Source organism: Lentzea sp. NPDC051213 (assembly GCF_044455585.1).
Lineage (GTDB): Bacteria > Actinomycetota > Actinomycetes > Mycobacteriales > Pseudonocardiaceae > Lentzea.
Window position 1 is genome coordinate 543,683 of sequence record NZ_JBITEX010000007.1, and the last position, 17,143, is coordinate 560,825.

The following is a 17,143-nucleotide window of genomic DNA, read 5'->3' on the forward strand; positions in this document are numbered from 1 at the left end:
CCTTCAAGAGTTGCGGCGGTGGCGGCGCACGGTTTCTTCTACTAGATCGAGTACCGGCTCCATGTCGTCCGCCGGGAGCCCCATCGCGAGGTGCGACACCAGACCTTCCAGCACGAGCTCCAGGAAACTCGTCAGCACCGTCACGTCGACGTCGTCACGCAGGTTGCCGGCTTCCCGCTGGCGCAGCAGACGCTGATACGTGGCCGCCGTCAGCTGTTCGGAGCGCTCGGCCCAGCGCGCCCGGAAGTCCGGGTCGGTGCGCAGCCGGCGGGACACCTCGAGACGCGTGCCGAGCCAGTCGGCGGCGCTGTCCTCGTCCCTTTTCTCCGGTTCCTCCAGGAGGTCGCGCATGACCTGGACGAGGCCCTGCTCCGCGACCACGTCCGCCATCCGCAGGGCGTCGTCCTCGGCGAGCGCGAGGAACAGCGACTCCTTGTCCCGGAAGTGGTGGAAGATCGCACCGCGGGAAAGTCCCGTCGCCTCTTCCAGACGGCGTACCGTGGCACCCTCGTAGCCGTGGCGTGCGAAACAGGCACGCGCGCCGTCGAGGATCTGACGGCGACGGGCATCGAGGTGGTCCTGGCTCACCCTGGGCACCGGTAGATGGTCTCAGGGGGAGGGTGGGAAATCCAATCCGTACGTACGGATTGGACACCTCCATCCGTGTGATCTTTGGGCGATCCCTTTCGAGTGGATCTTCGGCCGGGTCTGCGCGGACGCGCGCGGCGCTACCAATATCCTCTGCCGCCATGGAGACCCGGGAGATCATCAAGCTGTCGGCGCTCGTGGAGCGCCTCGGGTGGCAGCGACGTGAATCCACAGGCGTCCACGTGGTCGATCTGCTCCTCAGTCGAGCGGTCCCCGATCTCATCGCCGCACTGGCGGAGAACCGGGATCGGTAACGGGATCTTGGTAAGCGCTTTCCACCGGTTCTGGCAAGGGGTTGACTCCAGCTGTCACACGGTGGTGTGATCTGCGCGACAGTTAGGAAAGTTTCTATTTAATAACTGAATCCGCCGCCGCTCCCAGTGATCCCCCGAACCGTCTTGTGGGAGGCACCACAGTGGCACCGAGCAGAGGTCGAGCGTTACGCGCGCTCGGCACGATGGGTGTTGCGTTCGCGACAACCATGGCAGTGATGTCGGTACCTGAGGCCGCGTCCGCGGCGCCGGTCAGGTACGAAGCGGAGGGCGCGACGATCTCGCAGGGCGTCGTGGAGTCCAACCACGCCGGCTTCTCCGGCACCGGCTTCGTCAACTTCGACAACGTCGCGGGGAGCTCGGTCGAGTTCACCGTGAACGCGTCGAAGGCGGGTCAGGCGAAGCTGACCTTCCGCTATGCCAACGGCACCGCCGACAACCGGTCGGTCGACGTCAGCGTCAACGACGGCCTCGCGGTCGACGAGCGCGCCTTCGCGGGCACGGGTGCGTGGACGACGTGGGTCGCTGTCGAGAACACGGTGAACCTGAACGCCGGCGCCAACAAGATCAAGCTCACGGCGACCGCCGCGACCGGTGGCCCGAACCTCGACTTCATCGAGGTGGACGAGATCACCGCGGTTCCCGCTCTCGAGCAGGAAGCGGAGAACGCGACTATCTCCCAGGGCGTCGTGGAATCCAACCACGCGGGCTTCTCGGGCACGGGTTTCGTCAACTACGACAACGTCGTTGGCTCGTCCGTCGAGTACACGATCTCCGCGGACCAGGGCGGTGAGCACGACCTCACGTTCCGCTATGCCAACGGAACGACGGCCGACCGTCCGGTCACGCTGACCGTCGACGGTGCCAACGCGCAGACCGTGTCGTTCCCCGGCACCGGCGCGTGGACGACGTGGCAGACGCGGACCGCGAAGGTCACGCTGCACGCCGGGTCGAACAAGATCAAGGCGACGGCGACGACCGCCAACGGTGGCCCGAACGCCGACAAGCTGACCGCCGTGCTGGTCGGCCCGCCGGACAACGAGGCGCCCACGCCGCCGCGCAACCTGCAGTTCGTCAGCTCCACCCACAACTCGGTCTCGCTGAAGTGGGAAGCGGCCTCGGACAACGTCGGTGTGGTCGGCTACGACATCTACCAGCACGGCCAGCTCGTCACGAGCGTCGGCAACGTGCTGGAGGGCACCGCGACCGGCCTGCAGGCCGACCGCGAGTACGACTGGACCGTGTTCGCCAAGGACCGCGCGGGCAACGTCTCGCAGGCCTCGAACAACGTGCCCGGCCGCACCAAGCCCGCGCCGCCGGACGGCCAGGCGCCCACCACCCCGGGCAACCTGCGTTCCACCGGCGCCACCTCGACCAGCGTGTCCATCGCCTGGAACGCCTCCACCGACAACGTGGCGGTCACCGGGTACGAGATCCACTTCGACGGCGCGCTCAAGCAGACCGCGGACGGTTCGGCGAGCTCGGCGACCATCGCCGGCCTGACCACCGGCCAGACGTACAACGTCAAGGTCAGGGCGAAGGACGCCGCGGGCAACCTCTCGGCGTTCTCCAACGAGATCCCCGTGAAGCCGTCCTCCGGCGGCGGCACCGGTGTGCCGAACCCCGGCACGGTGACGACGATCGCCAGCGGTGTCGACGTCGCGTGGGGCCTCGCGTTCCTGCCCGACGGCTCGGCGCTGGTGACCGAACGCGAGTCGTTCAACGTCCTGCGGGTCACCGAGGGCGGCAGCAAGACCGTCATCGGCAAGATCCCCGGCGCCGTGGGCACCGGCGGTGAGGGTGGCGCGCTCGGCATCGAGGTGTCGCCGAACTGGGCCTCCGACCGGTTCATCTACATCTACCACACGTATTCCGGCGGAAACCGGCTGGTCAGGGCGCAGTTCGACGGCGCGCAGCTCTCCGGCTGGACGACGTTGCTCGACGGTGTGCCGAAGAACCGCTTCCACAACGGTGGCCGGCTGCGCTTCAGCCCGGACGGGCGATTCCTGTTCATCTCCACCGGTGATGCGCAGAACGGCGACAACGCGCAGAACATGAACAACAACGCGGGCAAGGTCCTCCGGATCAACCCCGACGGCTCCATCCCGTCCGACAACCCGTTCCCGGGCAAGGCGATCTGGAGCTACGGCCACCGCAACGTGCAGGGTCTCGACTTCGACTCGCAGGGCCGCCTGTGGGCCTCGGAGTTCGGCAACTCGTCGCAGGACGAGGTCAACCTGATCAACCGCGGCGGCAACTACGGCTGGCCTGCCTGTGAAGGCACCTCCGGCTCCTGCTCCGGCACGGTCCCGCCGAAGAAGACCTGGTCGACGTCCTCGGCGTCGCCGTCGGGCCTGACGATCATCAACGACCACGTGTTCGTGGCCACGACCGTCGGCGCGCGCATCTACCGGATGCGCATCGACGCGAACTCGAACCTGGTCGAGCAGCAGATCTACTTCCAGGGCACCTACGGCCGGTTGCGCACGGTCGAGGTGGACCGCGAGGGCGACATCTGGCTGACGACGTCGACGGACAAGGACGGCTCGGCCGGCAACGACCGCATCCTGCACATCGACATCGTGTACGAGGGCGGCGGCAACCCCGGCCCGTTCCAGCTGACGTCGGCGGCGTTCGCGGACAACGCGATGATCCCGGCCAAGCACACCTGTGCCGGTGACGGCACGGCCGGCCAGGACCCGTCGCCGCCGTTCGCGTGGGGCGAGTCCTCCGGTGCGCAGGCTTACGCGATCGTGTTCGCCGACCGGGTGAACAACGGCAACAAGCTGCACTGGGCGATCTGGGACATCCCCGGTTCCGGCCGCTCGTTGCCGGAGAACCTCGGTACCGGATTCAACGTGCCCGGCCAGGGTGCGGCGAAGCAGAAGGCGATGGGGTCCGGTGCGAATTCGCAGAAGTACTTCGGGCCCTGCCCCGGTGGTTCCACCAACCCGTACACCTTCACGTTGTACGCGTTGAACACCGCCACGGTTCCGGGAATCACTTCCGGTTCCACGATGGCGCAGATCGAAACGGCCATCAAGAACGCGTCCACCGCCAACACGGTGCTGCGCGGCCGTTCGAACGCCAGCACATGATGTGAATAGCTGAAAAGGCGGGGCCTCTTCGCGGAGGTCCCGCCTTTTTTGTGCGCTACAGGTCCGGGCCGAAATTTCCGCATCGTTCTCCCATGTGAACGCCGCAGGTCACACACTGGGCGCGCGAACTCGTCGCGCAGAGTAATGCGCGAGAACTCTCCGGTCGTATTGCCTCGGTTCCGGGTCGGTGGTCCGATGGAACTAGATACAAAACCTCCGCCGCCCGTTCAACTGGAGGTTGTTTCGTGAACAAATTCGCTGTGGCCGCGTTCTCACTGGTGGCCGGAATCGCACTCGCGACCCCTGCCGTCGCCGCACCGGCCCCGTTGGCCCTGACCAGCACGGCGTACCAGAACAACGGCAACATCCCGGACAAGTACTCGTGCGCCGGCGACCACGGCGCCGGCAACGACATCTCCCCGCCGCTGGCCTGGACCGGCGGCGACGCGCCTGCCCAGTCCTACGCGCTGGTGTTCATCGACACCTCGAACGGCGGCAAGCACTGGGCGGCGTGGGACATCCCGGCCACCGCCAAGGGCCTGCCCGAGGGGCTGAAGAAGGGCTACGACGTCGTGGAGCCCGAGCTCAAGGGCGCCCACCAGCGGGCCATGGGCAACGCCTCCGTGAACGAGCAGTTCTTCGGGCCGTGCCCGCGTTCGAAGCACAAGTACGAGTTCACGCTTTACGCGGTGAAGGTGAAGAACCTGCCCGGCATCACCAAGAAGTCGAAGGTGGCCGATGTGGAGGCGGCCGCGAAGAAGGCCGCGGCGGGGCAGGCCAAGCTGGCCGGATTCTCCACCGCCAAGCCGTAGTTCCGCCTCGTGGGAACGTGCCCGGACGCACGCGTGCGTCCGGGCACATCCTTGAACGGTAAGGTTTTGAGGGCGTGCAACTGTCAGACCCCGCGTGTAGCGTCGAGTGCGCCAGACGATCACGGGGAGTGTGGCAGCGTGACTGCGTTGCGTAATCAACCGGCGCCGGCGAGGTTCGCCGACCGCGCTGAGGCCGAGGCTTACGTGGCCTCGGTCTGTTTCAAGCACGGGCCTCCGAGGCTGTTCGGCGTGGAGCTCGAATGGACCGTGCACCACGCGGAAGATCCAGTGCAGCCGCTCGACAGGAGCAGGTTGGCAGCGGCGCTCGGTGAGCACGCGCCTCCCACACTAATTCCAGACAGTCCCCAGCGGCCGTTGCCGAGCGGCACCCCGCTGACCGTCGAACCGGGCGGGCAGGTCGAGATCTCGACACCTCCCTGCACCAGCCTCCCGGACCTCTTCGAGACGGTCGCCCAGGACATCTCCCACCTCACCGCCCTGCTGGCGGATCACGGCCTCGTGCTCGGCGACAAGGGCGCTGACCTGCACAGAGGCCCGACGCGCATGCTGCAGGTGCCGAGATACGCCGCGATGGAGCACGCGTTCAACCACGTCGGCGGCGACGGCATCGCGATGATGTGCAGCACCGCCGGCCTGCAGGTGTGCCTGGACTTCGGCGAGCAGAAGCACCTGCAGGACAGGTGGGCCGCCGTGCACCAGCTGGGGCCGGTGCTCAACGCGCTGTTCGCGAACTCGCCCAGCATCGGTGGCAGGCACGAGAACTGGGCGTCGGCACGCATGCGGACGCTGTACGGCACGGATCCCGTGCGCACCAGACCGAGTGCTGTGTGCGCCGATCCGGCCCAGGCCTATGCGAAGAGAGTCCTCGACACACCGGTGATCGTCGTGCGCGGGCCGAGTCCCAGTTGGATTCCGCCGCGAAGACTGACGTTCGCCGAGTGGATCGACGGGGCCCTCGACCGCAGCCCCAACAGCGACGACCTCGAGTACCACATGACGACGATGTTCCCGCCGGTCCGGCCGCGCGGGTACATCGAGATCAGATACCTGGACACGCCCGCGCCCGGCGGGTGGATCGCGCCGAGTGCGCTGCTCGTCGCGCTGTTCAGCGATCCGTCCGTTGTGGACGGTGTGCTGGCGGCGACGGATCGGGCGGCCGGGCGGTGGCTTTCCGCCGCGCGGCACGGACTGGCGGACGAACGCATTGCCAGGGCGGCGAAGGACGTCGTCGCGCTGGGCATCGAGGCGTTGCCCCGCACCGGACTCCCTGACGACCAGATCAGCGCAATCAGCCGAGAACTTGAGGGGAAGCTGTGACAGAAGAACTCCGCGAGCGCGTGGCGGAGGAACTGTTGCGTTCGCGCGCGCGTTCCACTGCCTTGACCGACGCCGTCGACGAGCACGACCTCGTCCGGCAGCACTCGAAGCTGATGTCGCCGCTGGTCTGGGACCTGGCGCACATCGGCAACCAGGAAGAACTGTGGCTGGTCCGCGACGTCGGGGGCCGGGAACCGGTCCGCAGCGACATCGACGAGTACTACGACGCGTTCAAGTACGGCCGCAGCGTCCGGCCCGAGTTACCGCTGCTGAACCCGAAAGAGGCCCGTCAGTACGTCGGTGACGTGCGCGGCAAGGTGTTCGACGTGCTGGAGAAGGTGCCGCTGGAGGGTCGCAGGCTCGTCGAGAACGCCTTCGCGTTCGGCATGATCGTGCAGCACGAGCAGCAGCACGACGAGACGATGCTCGCCACGCACCAGCTGCGCACCGGCGAACCCGTGCTGCACGCGCCGAACCCGCCCAAGGGAAAGCTCGTCGCGGCGACGGAGGTGTTCATCCCGGCCGGACCGTTCGAAATGGGCACGTCGGACGAACCGTGGGCCCTCGACAACGAACGTCCCGCGCACGTCGTCCACGTCGACTCGTTCTGCATCGACACCACACCGGTCACGAACGCCGAGTACGCCGGGTTCATCCTGGCCGGCGGCTACGACGACCGTCGCTTGTGGACCGACGAGGGCTGGATGCACCGGACCAGGGGCAAGCTCGTGGCGCCGAGGTTCTGGCAGCGGGAGGGGAACTCGTTCACCCGCACCGCGTTCGGCGTCACCGAACCGATCGTGCCGGACGAACCCGTGGTGCACGTGTGCTTCCACGAGGCCCAGGCGTACGCGACGTGGGCGGGCAAGCGGCTGCCGACCGAGCAGGAGTGGGAGAAGGCGGCCCGCCACGACCCAGAAACGGAGCGGAGCCGGCGTTATCCGTGGGGTGACGAGGAGCCGAGCGAACTTCACGCCAACCTCGGCCAGCGCCACCTGCGCCCGGCCCCGGTCGGCGCCTATCCGGCCGGCGCGTCCACGAGCGGTGTGCACCAGCTGATCGGTGATGTCTGGGAGTGGACCTCCAGCGACTTCCAGCCCTATCCGGGCTTCGAGGTCTTCCCGTACGCCGAGTACTCGCAGGTCTTCTTCGGATCGGACTACAAGGTGCTGCGCGGCGGTTCGTTCGGCACCGACTCCTCCGCGGTCCGCTCGACGTTCCGCAACTGGGACTACCCGATCAGAAGGCAGATCTTCGCCGGCTTCCGCTGCGCCAGGGACGCCTGAGAGATGTGCCGCCACCTGGCTTACCTGGGCCCCGCCGTGCCCTTGGCAGGGCTGCTCTACGACGCACCGCACTCGTTGGAGCACCAGTCGTACGCGCCCGCGGACATGCGGGCCGGCGGAACCGTGAACGTCGACGGCTACGGCGTCGGCTGGTTCCCCGGCCCGGTCCGGTACCGGCGCGCGGGCACGCTGTGGAGCGACGCGAACCTGCGTCAGCTGGCGGCGACCCCGTCCACCGCGTTCCTGGCCGCGGTCCGTTCGGCGACGGTCGGTATGCCGGTCGCGGACGCTGCGTGCGCGCCGTTCACCGACGGCACGTGGCTGTTCAGTCACAACGGACGCATCGACGGCTGGCCGTCCAGTGTGGCCGGGCTGGCGAAAGCGCTGGACGTGACCGATCTGCTCACCATGGACGCACCGACCGACTCCGCGCTGTTGTGGACGGTCCTGCGGCGCAGACTGGAAACCGGGAAGAACCCGGCCCAAACGCTTGTTGAACTCGTCCAGGAGGTCACGGACGCGGCTCCGAAGTCGCGCCTGAACTTCCTGTTGACCAACGGGGAAGTGCTCGTGGGGACGACGTGGACACACGCCCTGTGGGTACTGGAAAAAGGACAGAGCGTGACGCTCGCGTCCGAACCGCTTGACGACGACCCGGGCTGGCGGGAGATCCCCGACCGGCACGTGGTCACCGCCGTTCCATCCACTGTGGAGGTTCGACCGATATGACCGAGCCGGTGCTGGACGTTCATCTCAAGCCCGAGGACGCCGCACACGCGCTACGTGCGGACGTTCGGGCAGGGCTGACCGCCGACCCGAAGTGGGTCTCACCGAAGTGGTTCTACGACGCGACAGGCAGCGAGTTGTTCGAGGACATCACGCGCCTGCCCGAGTACTACCCGACGCGTGCCGAACGCGAGGTGCTCGCCGACCGGGCGAGCGAGATCGCGGCCACCACCGACGCGCACGCGCTGGTGGAGCTGGGCTCCGGTTCGTCGGAGAAGACGAGGCTGCTGCTCAGCGCACTGCGCGAGCACGGCACGCTGCGGGAGTTCGTGCCGCAGGACGTCTCGGTGTCGGCGCTCACGGACGCGGCGCACGCGATCATGGCGGACTACCCGGGCCTGCGGGTGCACGGCGTGGTCGGCGACTTCACCCAGCACCTGTCGCTGCTGCCGGGTGAATCCCCGCGCGTGGTGGCGTTTCTGGGCGGCACGATCGGCAACCTCATTCCGGAGGAACGGGAGAAGTTCCTCCGCACGGTCCGCGATGTGCTGCAGCCGGGGGAGTGGTTGTTGCTCGGCACGGACCTGGTGAAGGACGAGCGAACGCTGGTGCGCGCGTACGACGACGAGCAGGGCGTGACGGCCGAATTCAACCGGAATGTCCTGAACGTGCTGAACCGCGAGGTGGGCGGAGACTTCGACGTCGACGCGTTCGAGCACGTGGCGTTGTGGAACGCCGAGCAGGAATGGATCGAGATGCGCTTGCGCGCCAAGCGGGACATGCGAGTGACCCTCGCAGAGCTCGGCTTGACCGTTGAGTTCCACGAAGGTGAAGAACTGCGCACCGAGGTGTCGGCGAAATTCCGCGAGGACCGCGTGCGTCAGGAGCTGGAAGAAGGCGGCTTTTCCTTGCACAAGTGGTGGACCGACTCCGAAGGCCGTTTCGCCGTCTCCTTGGCCAGGGCTGTCTAGTGCCGTGACCGCCTACCTTCGCCGCGTCTTCCGGCGCTCAGCAGGGCGCCTCGCGGCACCGGGCCGGCACCACGATGCACCCGTCTGACCACCGAAAGACGGGGCAAAGGAAGGCGGTCACGGCACTTGGAGACACAACCCTCCGATAGACGGGTACAAACGCTGCACCGGCAGTGATGGGCTGCACGCGTGACGTCATCTCCTGCATCAGCACGAGTCACGCGCGCAGCTCTCGCTTCTGCGCTCGTGCTCGGCACCATCGTTTCCGGTCTGGGCACGGCATCCGCCCAGACCGACGCCGCAGCCGTCAGACCCGCCGCCTGGGGGCAGTGCGCGGCAGACGTTCTCGCCGGACTTCCCGCCAGTGTCACGCCTGAGGAAAAGGCTCGGCTGAGCTGCGCCGTCCAGGACGTGCCCGTCGACCACTCGCGCCCGCGCGGGGACAAGACGGGCATCGCCATGATGAAGCGCCCGGCGAACGACCCGGCGCACAAGATCGGCACGATCTTCCTCAACCCCGGCGGTCCCGGCGGCTCTGGCCTGACCCGCGGCGCCACCGCCAAGAACTACTTCGGGCAGCAGGTGCTCGACCGGTTCGACGTCGTCGGCTTCGACCCGCGCGGTGTGGCCCGCAGCGCCCCGTTGCGCTGCTTCCGCACCAAGGAGGAAGCCGACTCGGTGAACGCGGGCATCTACTCGTTGCCCATCACCAAGGACGAGATCACCAGCACGATCCGCAACTCCAAGGTCTACACCGACTACTGCAAGATCAACGCCGGCCCGCTGCTCAACCACATGTCGACCGAGGCCGTCGTGCGCGACCTCGACATCATGCGCGAGTCCGTCGGTGACAAGCAGCTGAACTTCGTCGGCTTCTCGTACGGCACGCTGATCGGCTCGACGTACGCGAACATCTTCCCGCACCGCGCGCGGGCGATCGTGATCGACGGCAACGTCGACCCGCAGCTGCGCCTGACCAACGGCACCGAGTACGACCGCCAGCGCGCCAAGGGCTTCGAGATCGCGCTCGACGCGATGCTGAAGCGCTGTGACAGCGCCGGTGCGGCCAAGTGCGCGTTCGCGGGCAACGCCCGGCAGAAGTTCGAGGACATGAAGGTGGCGCTGGCCAAGGCCCCCGCCACGCTCCCGAACGGCACGAAGGTCACGCTGGCCGACGTCGTGGGCCGGGTGGCGGGCGACCTGTACTCGGTGCCGCGGTTCTCGACGCTGGTGGCCTGGCTGCAGAGCGTGCACACGGCGCTGAACCCGGCCGCCGCGGCCGCTTTCAGCACTCAGTCCGTTGTGGACCTTCCGGCGCCGCTGAACAACCAGGGCGGCCGCATGGACGTCGACCCGTTGCCGGACACCCCGTACACGGTCGACGACTCGTACTACGCGGTCAACTGCACCGACAAGCCGTTCGCCCGCACGAACCGCCTGTGGGAGCAGACGGCCACCAAGTGGGAGAAGGAGTCGCCGACGTTCGGCCGCTACCAGGCCGCGTCCGACCTGGTGACGTGCCCGACGTGGCCGACGCGCCACCCGGACCGCTGGATCGGCCCGTGGAACCGCAAGACCGCGAACCCGGTCGTCGTGGTGGGCAACTACTACGACCCGGCGACGCAGTACCTGTTCTCGCAGCGCATGGCCAAGCAGCTCGGCAACGCGCGCCTGATCAGCGTCGACTCGTTCGGCCACTGCATCTTGGGCCGCTCGGCCGGCACTGACGCGGCCGTGGCCAAGTACCTGCTCGACCTCGTCGCACCGGTGGACGGCTCGGTGTACCAGCCGAACGTTCAGCCCTTCGCCTGATCGGTTCGTGAGGAGTGCGCTACAGCAGCGCACTCCTCACGATCAGCACCACGGCGCTGGTGCCCGCGACGATCAGCATCGGCTTGCGGATCCCGCCCGCGTCGAACCGCTTGCGCAACGGCCCGGACAGCAGGAATCCGGCGATGAGGAACGGGATCAGCACGAGTCCCGTCCAGAGCTGGTGGCTCGTGACCTGCCCGGCGACCAGCAACCCCAGCACCGACGCACCCGAGCCGAGCACGAAGAACGCCGCCAGCGTCGCCCTGACCTGCGGCCCAGCCTGGTTCTGGTAGAGCAGCGCGACCATCGGGCCGCCCACCGACGTCGCCGTGCCGAACGACCCGCTCGCGAACCCGCCTATGACCAGCGATTTCGGCCTCGGCTCCGGCCGCCACGCGGTGATCGACAGCAGCACGCACCCCAGCACCGAGCCGCCGACCACCAGCCCGAAGCCCTTCGGGTCGAGCGCGTCGACGATCCAGATGCCGACCAGCGTGCCCGGCAGCCGGCCCAGCATCGCCCAGCCGACGCCGCGCCAGTCGACGTGACCGAACTCCCTGGCCAGCGACATCGACGCGTGCGCGGTCGCGACCATCAGCACCGGCACCGGCAGCAGCGTGGGGTCGAGCAGTGCCAGCAGCGGCACGGCCACGAGCGCCAACCCGAAGCCGATCAACCCTTGCAGCAGCCCTCCCACAGCAACGACGAACCCGGCAGCAACCACCAACCCCCAAGACATAGTTAGCGATGCTATCGACCGTGGCGGTGGCTCACGACCAGGTTTCGCCCGCCGTTCGCCCGCCGTTGGTCAAGCCCACTTACGATCCGCGCCATGACTGCGTCTCGCCGTTCTTTCCTGCTGGGCACGGGTGCGACCGCCGCCGCTGCCGCCTTGGTCACCCCCGGATCCGCAGCCGCCGACAACGTTGTCACCGGACGGCCGGACCCCGAGGCGCGGCGGTTCACGCTCGCGGTGATCCCGGACACGCAGTACATGTTCGATCTCGACCGCGGCGACTCGGCGCCGTTGAAGGCCACGCTGCAGTACCTGCTCGACCACCAGAAGTCCGAGAACATCGTCTTCGTCAGCCACCTCGGCGACCTCGTCGAGAACGGTGAGAAGAGCGAGATCGACGACATCGGCGAGCGGTTCGAGGTGCTCGACCGCCGCCGGGTCGGGTACAGCGTGCTCGCGGGCAACCACGACCTGCCGGACTCGCGCACCGACGACCAGCGCGGCCGCACGCCCTACCTGGACACGTTCGGGCCGCAGCGGTTCCGGCACTCGCCGACGTACCGCGGTTCGAGCGCCGACGGCTACAACAGCTACCACGTGTTCCGCGCCGCCGGTCAGGAGTGGCTCGTGCTGGCGCTGGACTGGCGCCTGTCCGCCAAGGGTTTCGAGTGGGCGCGCGCGGTGCTGAAGAAGCATCCGAAGCTGCCCGTCATCCTCACCACGCACGAGCTGGTCTACGACGGTGCGGACGGTGTCGCCGCGATGTCGGACTACGGCCGCAAGCTGTGGGACGAGCTGATCAAGGACAACGACCAGATCTTCCTGACGCTGAACGGCCACTTCTGGCCGCCGGCGCGCGCCACGCTGCGCAACGCCGCCGGCAACGACGTGCACGTGCACATCGCGAACTACCAGGACCGCTACTACGGCGGCGGCGCGATGATCCGGCTCTACCGCTTCGACCTGGATCGTCAGACGATCGACGTGCGCACGCTGTCGCCGTGGCTGCTCGGCAAGAAGTCGCTCAACCCGTTGGAACGCAAGGAGATCGAGCTGACCGGACCGGCCGACCGGTTCAGCGTGCCGCTCGACTTCGAGCAGCGCTTCGCCCGCTTCGACCCGCCGGTGCTGCCGCCCGCCCAGCCCGTCTCCGACGTCCTGGTGCGCGGCACGGTCGCGTACTGGCGGCTCGGCGAGGGCCTGAAAGACCTGTCCGGCAACGGGAACGACCTGGTGCAGACCGGCGTGCTGACCGCATCGGACGACCACCACCGGTTCGCGCCGTCACACCGCTCGCTGTACTTCGGCAAGAACGGCCATCTGACCACTGTGGACAGTGCGCCGGTGAACAGGCAGACGTTCGAGCGCGGCTACACCATCGAACTGTTCCTGAAGCTGCCGGCGGATTTCGACCACCCGTGGTGCGGGCTCTTCACGAAGCTCGCGCCCGGTTCGGCGGCCAGCAAGACCGGGGACGACCCGAGCGAGCCGATCGCCACGCTGAACCTCGCGGGCGGCGGCGGGTTGCAGTGGGCGGTGTTCCCGCGCAACCTGCCGGGCATCTCCACGAACTGGGGCCACGAGATGGACTTCGGGACGTGGTGGCACATCGCGGTGGTCAACGACGGCGTGCACACCACGCTGTACGTCGACGGTTCTCCGTTGCTGCGCAACCCCTCCACGCCCGCGCGCGGCATCTCGACCGCCGGTGACCCGTGGCTCGTCGGCGCCTACGCGTACAACAAGGTCATCGAGAAGTCGTTGCACGGCTGGATCGGCGACATGCGCATCGTGAACCGGCCTCTCGGCCGCGCGGAGTTCATGCGGTCGAAGGCAGCCCGAACTTCGGGAACAGACTGAGGTCGAAGAACGACGAGACGCGCGTGATCCGGCCGTTGCCGATCTCCAGCACCTGGAGGTTGAAGGGCCGGAACACGCCGTCCGGTTCTCTGAGGTACAGGCCGTAGGCGGGCTGGCCGTTCGCCTCCACCGGGATCATCCGCGCCCCGTGCGGCACGGCAGGGCACTGGTTCGTGAGGTGCCACGCCACCATGTCCGGGCCGTGGTACCACTGCGGGTACGGCGGCATCTCCCAGACGACGTCCTCGCTGAACATCGCGATGATCGCCGGGATGTCCTTGGCCTCGAACGCTTTCACCCACCGGTCGAGGAGCGGCTTGGCGTCCGCGGGCTCGATGACCGAGTCCTCGTTGAGATCCTTGAGCTGCGCGTGGGCCCGTTGCAACGCGCTGTTGACGGCAGCCACCGTCATGTCGAGCTCGTCGGCCGTCTCGGCGGCGCTCAGCTTGAGGACGTCGCGCAGGATCAGGGTCGCTCGCTGCCGCGGAGGCAGGTGCTGCAGTGCCGCGACGAAGGCCAGCCGGGTGGACTCGCGCTCGGTGACGATCGCGGCCGGATCGGTCGGGAACGGCTCCAGCCAGCCGATCTCGTGGTCCTGGGTCAGCGCGTCGTCCCGGCCGGAGCCCTGGGTGGAGAGCCCGAACGGCAGCGGCCGCCGGGTGCGGCTGTCGAGCGCGGTGAGGCAGACGTTCGTCGCGATCCGGTACAGCCAGGTGCGCACCGAGGAGCGGCCCTCGAACTGGCCGTACGCCTTCCATGCGCGCAGGTACGTTTCCTGCACGAGGTCCTCGGCGTCGTGCAGGGAGCCGAGCATCCGGTAGCAGTGCGTGAGCAGCTCTCGCCGGAACGGGTCCGCGGCGGTCGCGAAGTCGGTCACTCCCGCACTCTAACCGCGTTCTGCAGCCTGTCGATGAGCGTTCGCACGTGCTCCGCGAGTTCCGGTGGCTCGTGCACCTCGAAGTCGTAGCCCAGGTACAGCAGGTAGAACATCATCCGGTCGATCGACTCGGCGCCCGTGCGCATCAGGCAGGAGTTGTCGTCGATCGGCTCCAGCGACGCTGCCGTGGGGGAGGTGCGGTCCGCGACGGCCTGCAGCGGGGCGTGGATCGTGAGCACGGCCTGGTAGGTGTAGACGCTCGAGGCGACCTGGCGGGACACGAACTCGGCCAGGGACTCCGCGGGTGGTTCGCGGGGCGGGAAACGCGCGGCGAGTGTGGGTTCGGTGGTGACGCGGTCGACCCGGAACGTGCGCCAGTCCTCTTTGGACACGTCCCACGCGACGAGGTACCACCGCCGGCCCGTGTGCACGAGGCCCTGGGGCTCGACGAGCCGCTTCGTGGGCTCGCCCTGCGTTGGGGCGTAGGTGAACCGCAGCTGCTGGCGATCGCGGCAGGCGGCGGCGATGATCGTGAGCGTCTCCGGGTCGACGGTCGGCCCGCCCGCGGCCAGGGGCGTGGTGTGCGCCCCGAGAGCCTGGACGCGGCGGCGCAACCGGGACGGCAGGATCTGTTCGAGCTTCGTGAGCGCACGGACCGATGTCTCTTCGATACCGGCGATCGTGCCGTTGGCGGCCGTTCTCAGCCCCACCGCGACGGCGACCGCTTCGTCGTCGTCGAGCAGCAACGGCGGAAGCTCCGCGCCCGCGCCGAGCTGGTAGCCGCCGGTCGCGCCGGGCAGCGACGTGACGGGGTAGCCGAGGCTGCGGAGCTTGTCGACGTCACGGCGAATCGTGCGCACGTCCACGCTGAGCCGGCCGGCGAGTTCCGGCCCCGTCCAGTCGCGCCGCACCTGTAGCAACGAGAGGAGCTTCAGCAACCGCGCGGACGTCTCCAGCATGTGAGGAAGTCTAGATTCCATTGCGGACAACGGCCCGGGATGGCTAATGTTCTTGGTATGACTGCCGGGTCGGCCTTGTGCCGTGAGCGGAACGGTTGCCCGGCCCTGACTTGATCAGGGCCCCTCCGGATCCCGCGCTTCTCAGTTGGAGATGCGCTTGGGAGAGGAGGTGATGCGCAATGCTTCCCAACATTGGTGATGTTTTCTCCGGGAAGGTCGTCTCGACCGTCCCGTTCGGCTCCTTCGTCGAACACCCCGCCGGTGCACACGGGCTTCTGCACGGCCAGCAGGCCGAGGTGGGCTCTTCGGTGCAGGTGAAGGTGCTCGCGGTGGACGCTGTACAGCAGCGTTTCAGCCTGGAGCTGGCCTGATCTGAGTGACTGCGCGGGCAGAGGCGCCCTGCCCGCGTGTCCCCTCACGGCCTGCGATAGTCCGCGCACTCCACGATCAACCGGTCGTGGAGGCTTCTGCGGTGCCCTTGTTCCTGGGGTGCCGTACCGAGCGCGTCTGCCGGGCTGGTGACGTCGTGCAGCAGCCGGTACAACACGACATCCGTTGCGGTGTAAAGCCAATCGTCCGCCTTGCCGGGCGGTGCGGCCGGTCCGAGCATGTTCTCGAACCACGCCGGGAACAGCAGATCGCGCGCGACCGCGTCCTCGATCCGGGTGCGGATCTTCTCGCGCGCCTCCGCGACGGCCTCGTTGCCGGCCGACTTGGCAACGGTGTCCCTGGCGTGCGTGTCGTCGTCCGGAGCCTCCGGGCGTTCGGTCTTGGCGAACGTCTGCCACTGCTTGTACTTCTTGCGCCACAACGCTTCCGCGTTCGGCGGCAGCGTGGTGAGGGCTTCGGCGGCGTCGATCGCCTCGTGCGCCCTGCGGTCGTACTCGGCGATGGCCTTGCGGGTGTCCTTGGCCTCCTGCGGCGTGAACGTCTTGCGCCCGTAGGCTTCCTGGCCCGCGAGGATCTTCGCGATGAGCGGTTTGGTGATCTCCGGCCAGGTGTCGAAGTCGGCCCGCTGGGTCTCGCCCGCCCTGACTTTCCGGTTGAGCGCCACCAGAAGCCGTTCCAGCCGGTGCACGCTCTCTGCCAGTTCGGCGATCCGGTCGTTGCTCTTGGTGATCTTGCGGTGGGTGTCGCGGAGCTGGTTGGTCTGGCTCAGGTGCTGCTGCGCGGCTTCGGTCTGGGCGTTGTCGAGGCGGGCGCCCAGCGACTTGAGGTCTTTCTTGAGGCGCTCGACCTTGTCGTCCAGGGCCTTGACCGGGTCGATGTTCATCGCCACACCTTCCACGCCCACCACGCCGCGCCGGCCAGCACGGCCAGTGCGGCCCAGCCGTTGGCCAGCGGGGTCAGCAGGACGGCCGCCAGAGCCGCGATGATCGCGACCGTTCTGGCCCGCGGTTCCCACAGCCTGCGGCCGATCGGGTCCACCAGGACCGCGGCCGCCACGGCGACCGCGAGCAGGAGCGACAGGAGCGACCAGCCGTCGAACCAGCCGATGACCACGATGAGCGCCGCGACGGCGGTGCCTGCGGCGATCGCCCTGTTCGGCACGGTCAGGCGGGCCGCCTCGACGTCCCGGCGGGCCTGCATCACGGCGGCCACTTCCTTGTCGGTGTCCGCCAGGAGGGCGGGGAAGTCCGGGCTGCCGGGGCCTGCTGTCTGCAGTGCTCGTAGTGCTGTTCGCAGTGCGTGCTGGCGGTCGGCCAAGCGGGCGAACGGTTCGGCTGCCATGCCCCGAAATCGTGATC

The 17,143-nt window shown here is 68.1% G+C and carries 16 protein-coding genes; 10 read left to right on the forward strand and 6 right to left on the reverse strand.

Features of this window, described 5'->3' with window-relative positions; translation table 11 throughout:
* Window positions 1-3: 3 nt before the first annotated feature.
* The gene (locus tag ACIA8G_RS31180; protein ID WP_396422251.1) at window positions 4-597 is read right to left on the reverse strand and encodes a helix-turn-helix domain-containing protein; all 594 of its coding nucleotides are present in this window, start codon (window positions 595-597) and stop codon (window positions 4-6) included.
* A gap of 152 nt (window positions 598-749) precedes the next feature.
* Between ACIA8G_RS31180 and ACIA8G_RS31185 the strand changes: the two genes are divergently transcribed.
* The 8 genes from ACIA8G_RS31185 to ACIA8G_RS31220 all read left to right on the forward strand — a co-directional run bounded on the left by ACIA8G_RS31185 (window position 750) and on the right by ACIA8G_RS31220 (window position 10,963).
* On the forward strand, window positions 750-902 hold the full coding sequence (locus ACIA8G_RS31185; protein ID WP_396422252.1) for a hypothetical protein: 153 nt from the start codon (window positions 750-752) through the stop codon (window positions 900-902).
* Between the two features lie 236 nt (window positions 903-1,138).
* The gene (locus tag ACIA8G_RS31190; protein WP_396422253.1) at window positions 1,139-4,018 is read left to right on the forward strand and encodes a PQQ-dependent sugar dehydrogenase; all 2,880 of its coding nucleotides are present in this window, start codon (window positions 1,139-1,141) and stop codon (window positions 4,016-4,018) included.
* A 245-nt stretch (window positions 4,019-4,263) separates the two neighbouring features.
* On the forward strand, window positions 4,264-4,830 hold the full coding sequence (locus ACIA8G_RS31195) for a YbhB/YbcL family Raf kinase inhibitor-like protein (RefSeq protein WP_396422254.1): 567 nt from the start codon (window positions 4,264-4,266) through the stop codon (window positions 4,828-4,830).
* A 249-nt stretch (window positions 4,831-5,079) separates the two neighbouring features.
* Window positions 5,080-6,168, forward strand: coding sequence for a glutamate-cysteine ligase family protein (locus ACIA8G_RS31200; RefSeq protein ID WP_396422255.1), 1,089 nt, complete (start codon window positions 5,080-5,082; stop codon window positions 6,166-6,168).
* On the forward strand, window positions 6,165-7,454 hold the full coding sequence (egtB, locus tag ACIA8G_RS31205; RefSeq protein ID WP_396422256.1) for an ergothioneine biosynthesis protein EgtB: 1,290 nt from the start codon (window positions 6,165-6,167) through the stop codon (window positions 7,452-7,454). Before ACIA8G_RS31200 ends, egtB begins: the two co-directional genes overlap by 4 nt.
* 3 nt (window positions 7,455-7,457) lie before the next feature.
* A complete protein-coding gene (egtC, locus tag ACIA8G_RS31210; RefSeq protein WP_396422257.1) occupies window positions 7,458-8,183 on the forward strand; it encodes an ergothioneine biosynthesis protein EgtC in 726 nt (241 codons plus the stop codon).
* Window positions 8,180-9,151: an L-histidine N(alpha)-methyltransferase gene (egtD, locus tag ACIA8G_RS31215; protein ID WP_396422258.1), complete on the forward strand. Its 972-nt coding sequence runs from the start codon at window positions 8,180-8,182 to the stop codon at window positions 9,149-9,151. The genes egtC and egtD overlap by 4 nt, the downstream gene beginning before the upstream one ends.
* A gap of 246 nt (window positions 9,152-9,397) precedes the next feature.
* Window positions 9,398-10,963 carry an alpha/beta hydrolase gene (locus ACIA8G_RS31220; RefSeq protein ID WP_396422259.1) on the forward strand — a complete coding sequence of 522 codons (1,566 nt, stop codon included), beginning with the start codon at window positions 9,398-9,400 and terminating at the stop codon, window positions 10,961-10,963.
* A gap of 19 nt (window positions 10,964-10,982) precedes the next feature.
* Here the strand turns inward: ACIA8G_RS31220 and ACIA8G_RS31225 are convergent, their stop codons facing one another.
* On the reverse strand, window positions 10,983-11,702 hold the full coding sequence (locus ACIA8G_RS31225; RefSeq protein WP_396422260.1) for a TSUP family transporter: 720 nt from the start codon (window positions 11,700-11,702) through the stop codon (window positions 10,983-10,985).
* Between the two features lie 93 nt (window positions 11,703-11,795).
* On the opposite strand from ACIA8G_RS31225, the gene ACIA8G_RS31230 reads away from it, so the two are divergent.
* Window positions 11,796-13,559 (forward strand): LamG-like jellyroll fold domain-containing protein, encoded by a 1,764-nt coding sequence (locus tag ACIA8G_RS31230; RefSeq protein ID WP_396422261.1) that lies wholly within the window; start codon window positions 11,796-11,798, stop codon window positions 13,557-13,559.
* Here ACIA8G_RS31230 and ACIA8G_RS31235 read toward each other — a convergent pair.
* Window positions 13,519-14,436 carry a sigma-70 family RNA polymerase sigma factor gene (locus ACIA8G_RS31235; protein WP_396422262.1) on the reverse strand — a complete coding sequence of 306 codons (918 nt, stop codon included), beginning with the start codon at window positions 14,434-14,436 and terminating at the stop codon, window positions 13,519-13,521. The two genes, ACIA8G_RS31230 and ACIA8G_RS31235, sit on opposite strands and share 41 nt — an antisense overlap.
* Entirely contained in the window at window positions 14,433-15,395 is a 963-nt protein-coding gene (locus ACIA8G_RS31240) for a helix-turn-helix transcriptional regulator (protein WP_396422263.1), read from the reverse strand. Before ACIA8G_RS31240 ends, ACIA8G_RS31235 begins: the two co-directional genes overlap by 4 nt.
* Window positions 15,396-15,574: 179 nt before the next feature.
* Here ACIA8G_RS31240 and ACIA8G_RS31245 point away from each other — a divergent pair, with 179 nt between their 5' ends.
* Window positions 15,575-15,766, forward strand: a complete 192-nt coding sequence (locus ACIA8G_RS31245) for a S1 RNA-binding domain-containing protein (RefSeq protein WP_396422264.1) — start codon at window positions 15,575-15,577, stop codon at window positions 15,764-15,766.
* 44 nt (window positions 15,767-15,810) lie between these two features.
* Here the strand turns inward: ACIA8G_RS31245 and ACIA8G_RS31250 are convergent, their stop codons facing one another.
* Together ACIA8G_RS31250 and ACIA8G_RS31255 are read right to left on the reverse strand one after the other, a co-directional pair.
* Window positions 15,811-16,668: a hypothetical protein gene (locus tag ACIA8G_RS31250; protein ID WP_396422265.1), complete on the reverse strand. Its 858-nt coding sequence runs from the start codon at window positions 16,666-16,668 to the stop codon at window positions 15,811-15,813.
* Window positions 16,665-17,126, reverse strand: coding sequence for a hypothetical protein (locus ACIA8G_RS31255; protein WP_396422266.1), 462 nt, complete (start codon window positions 17,124-17,126; stop codon window positions 16,665-16,667). Before ACIA8G_RS31255 ends, ACIA8G_RS31250 begins: the two co-directional genes overlap by 4 nt.
* Window positions 17,127-17,143: the final 17 nt, after the last annotated feature.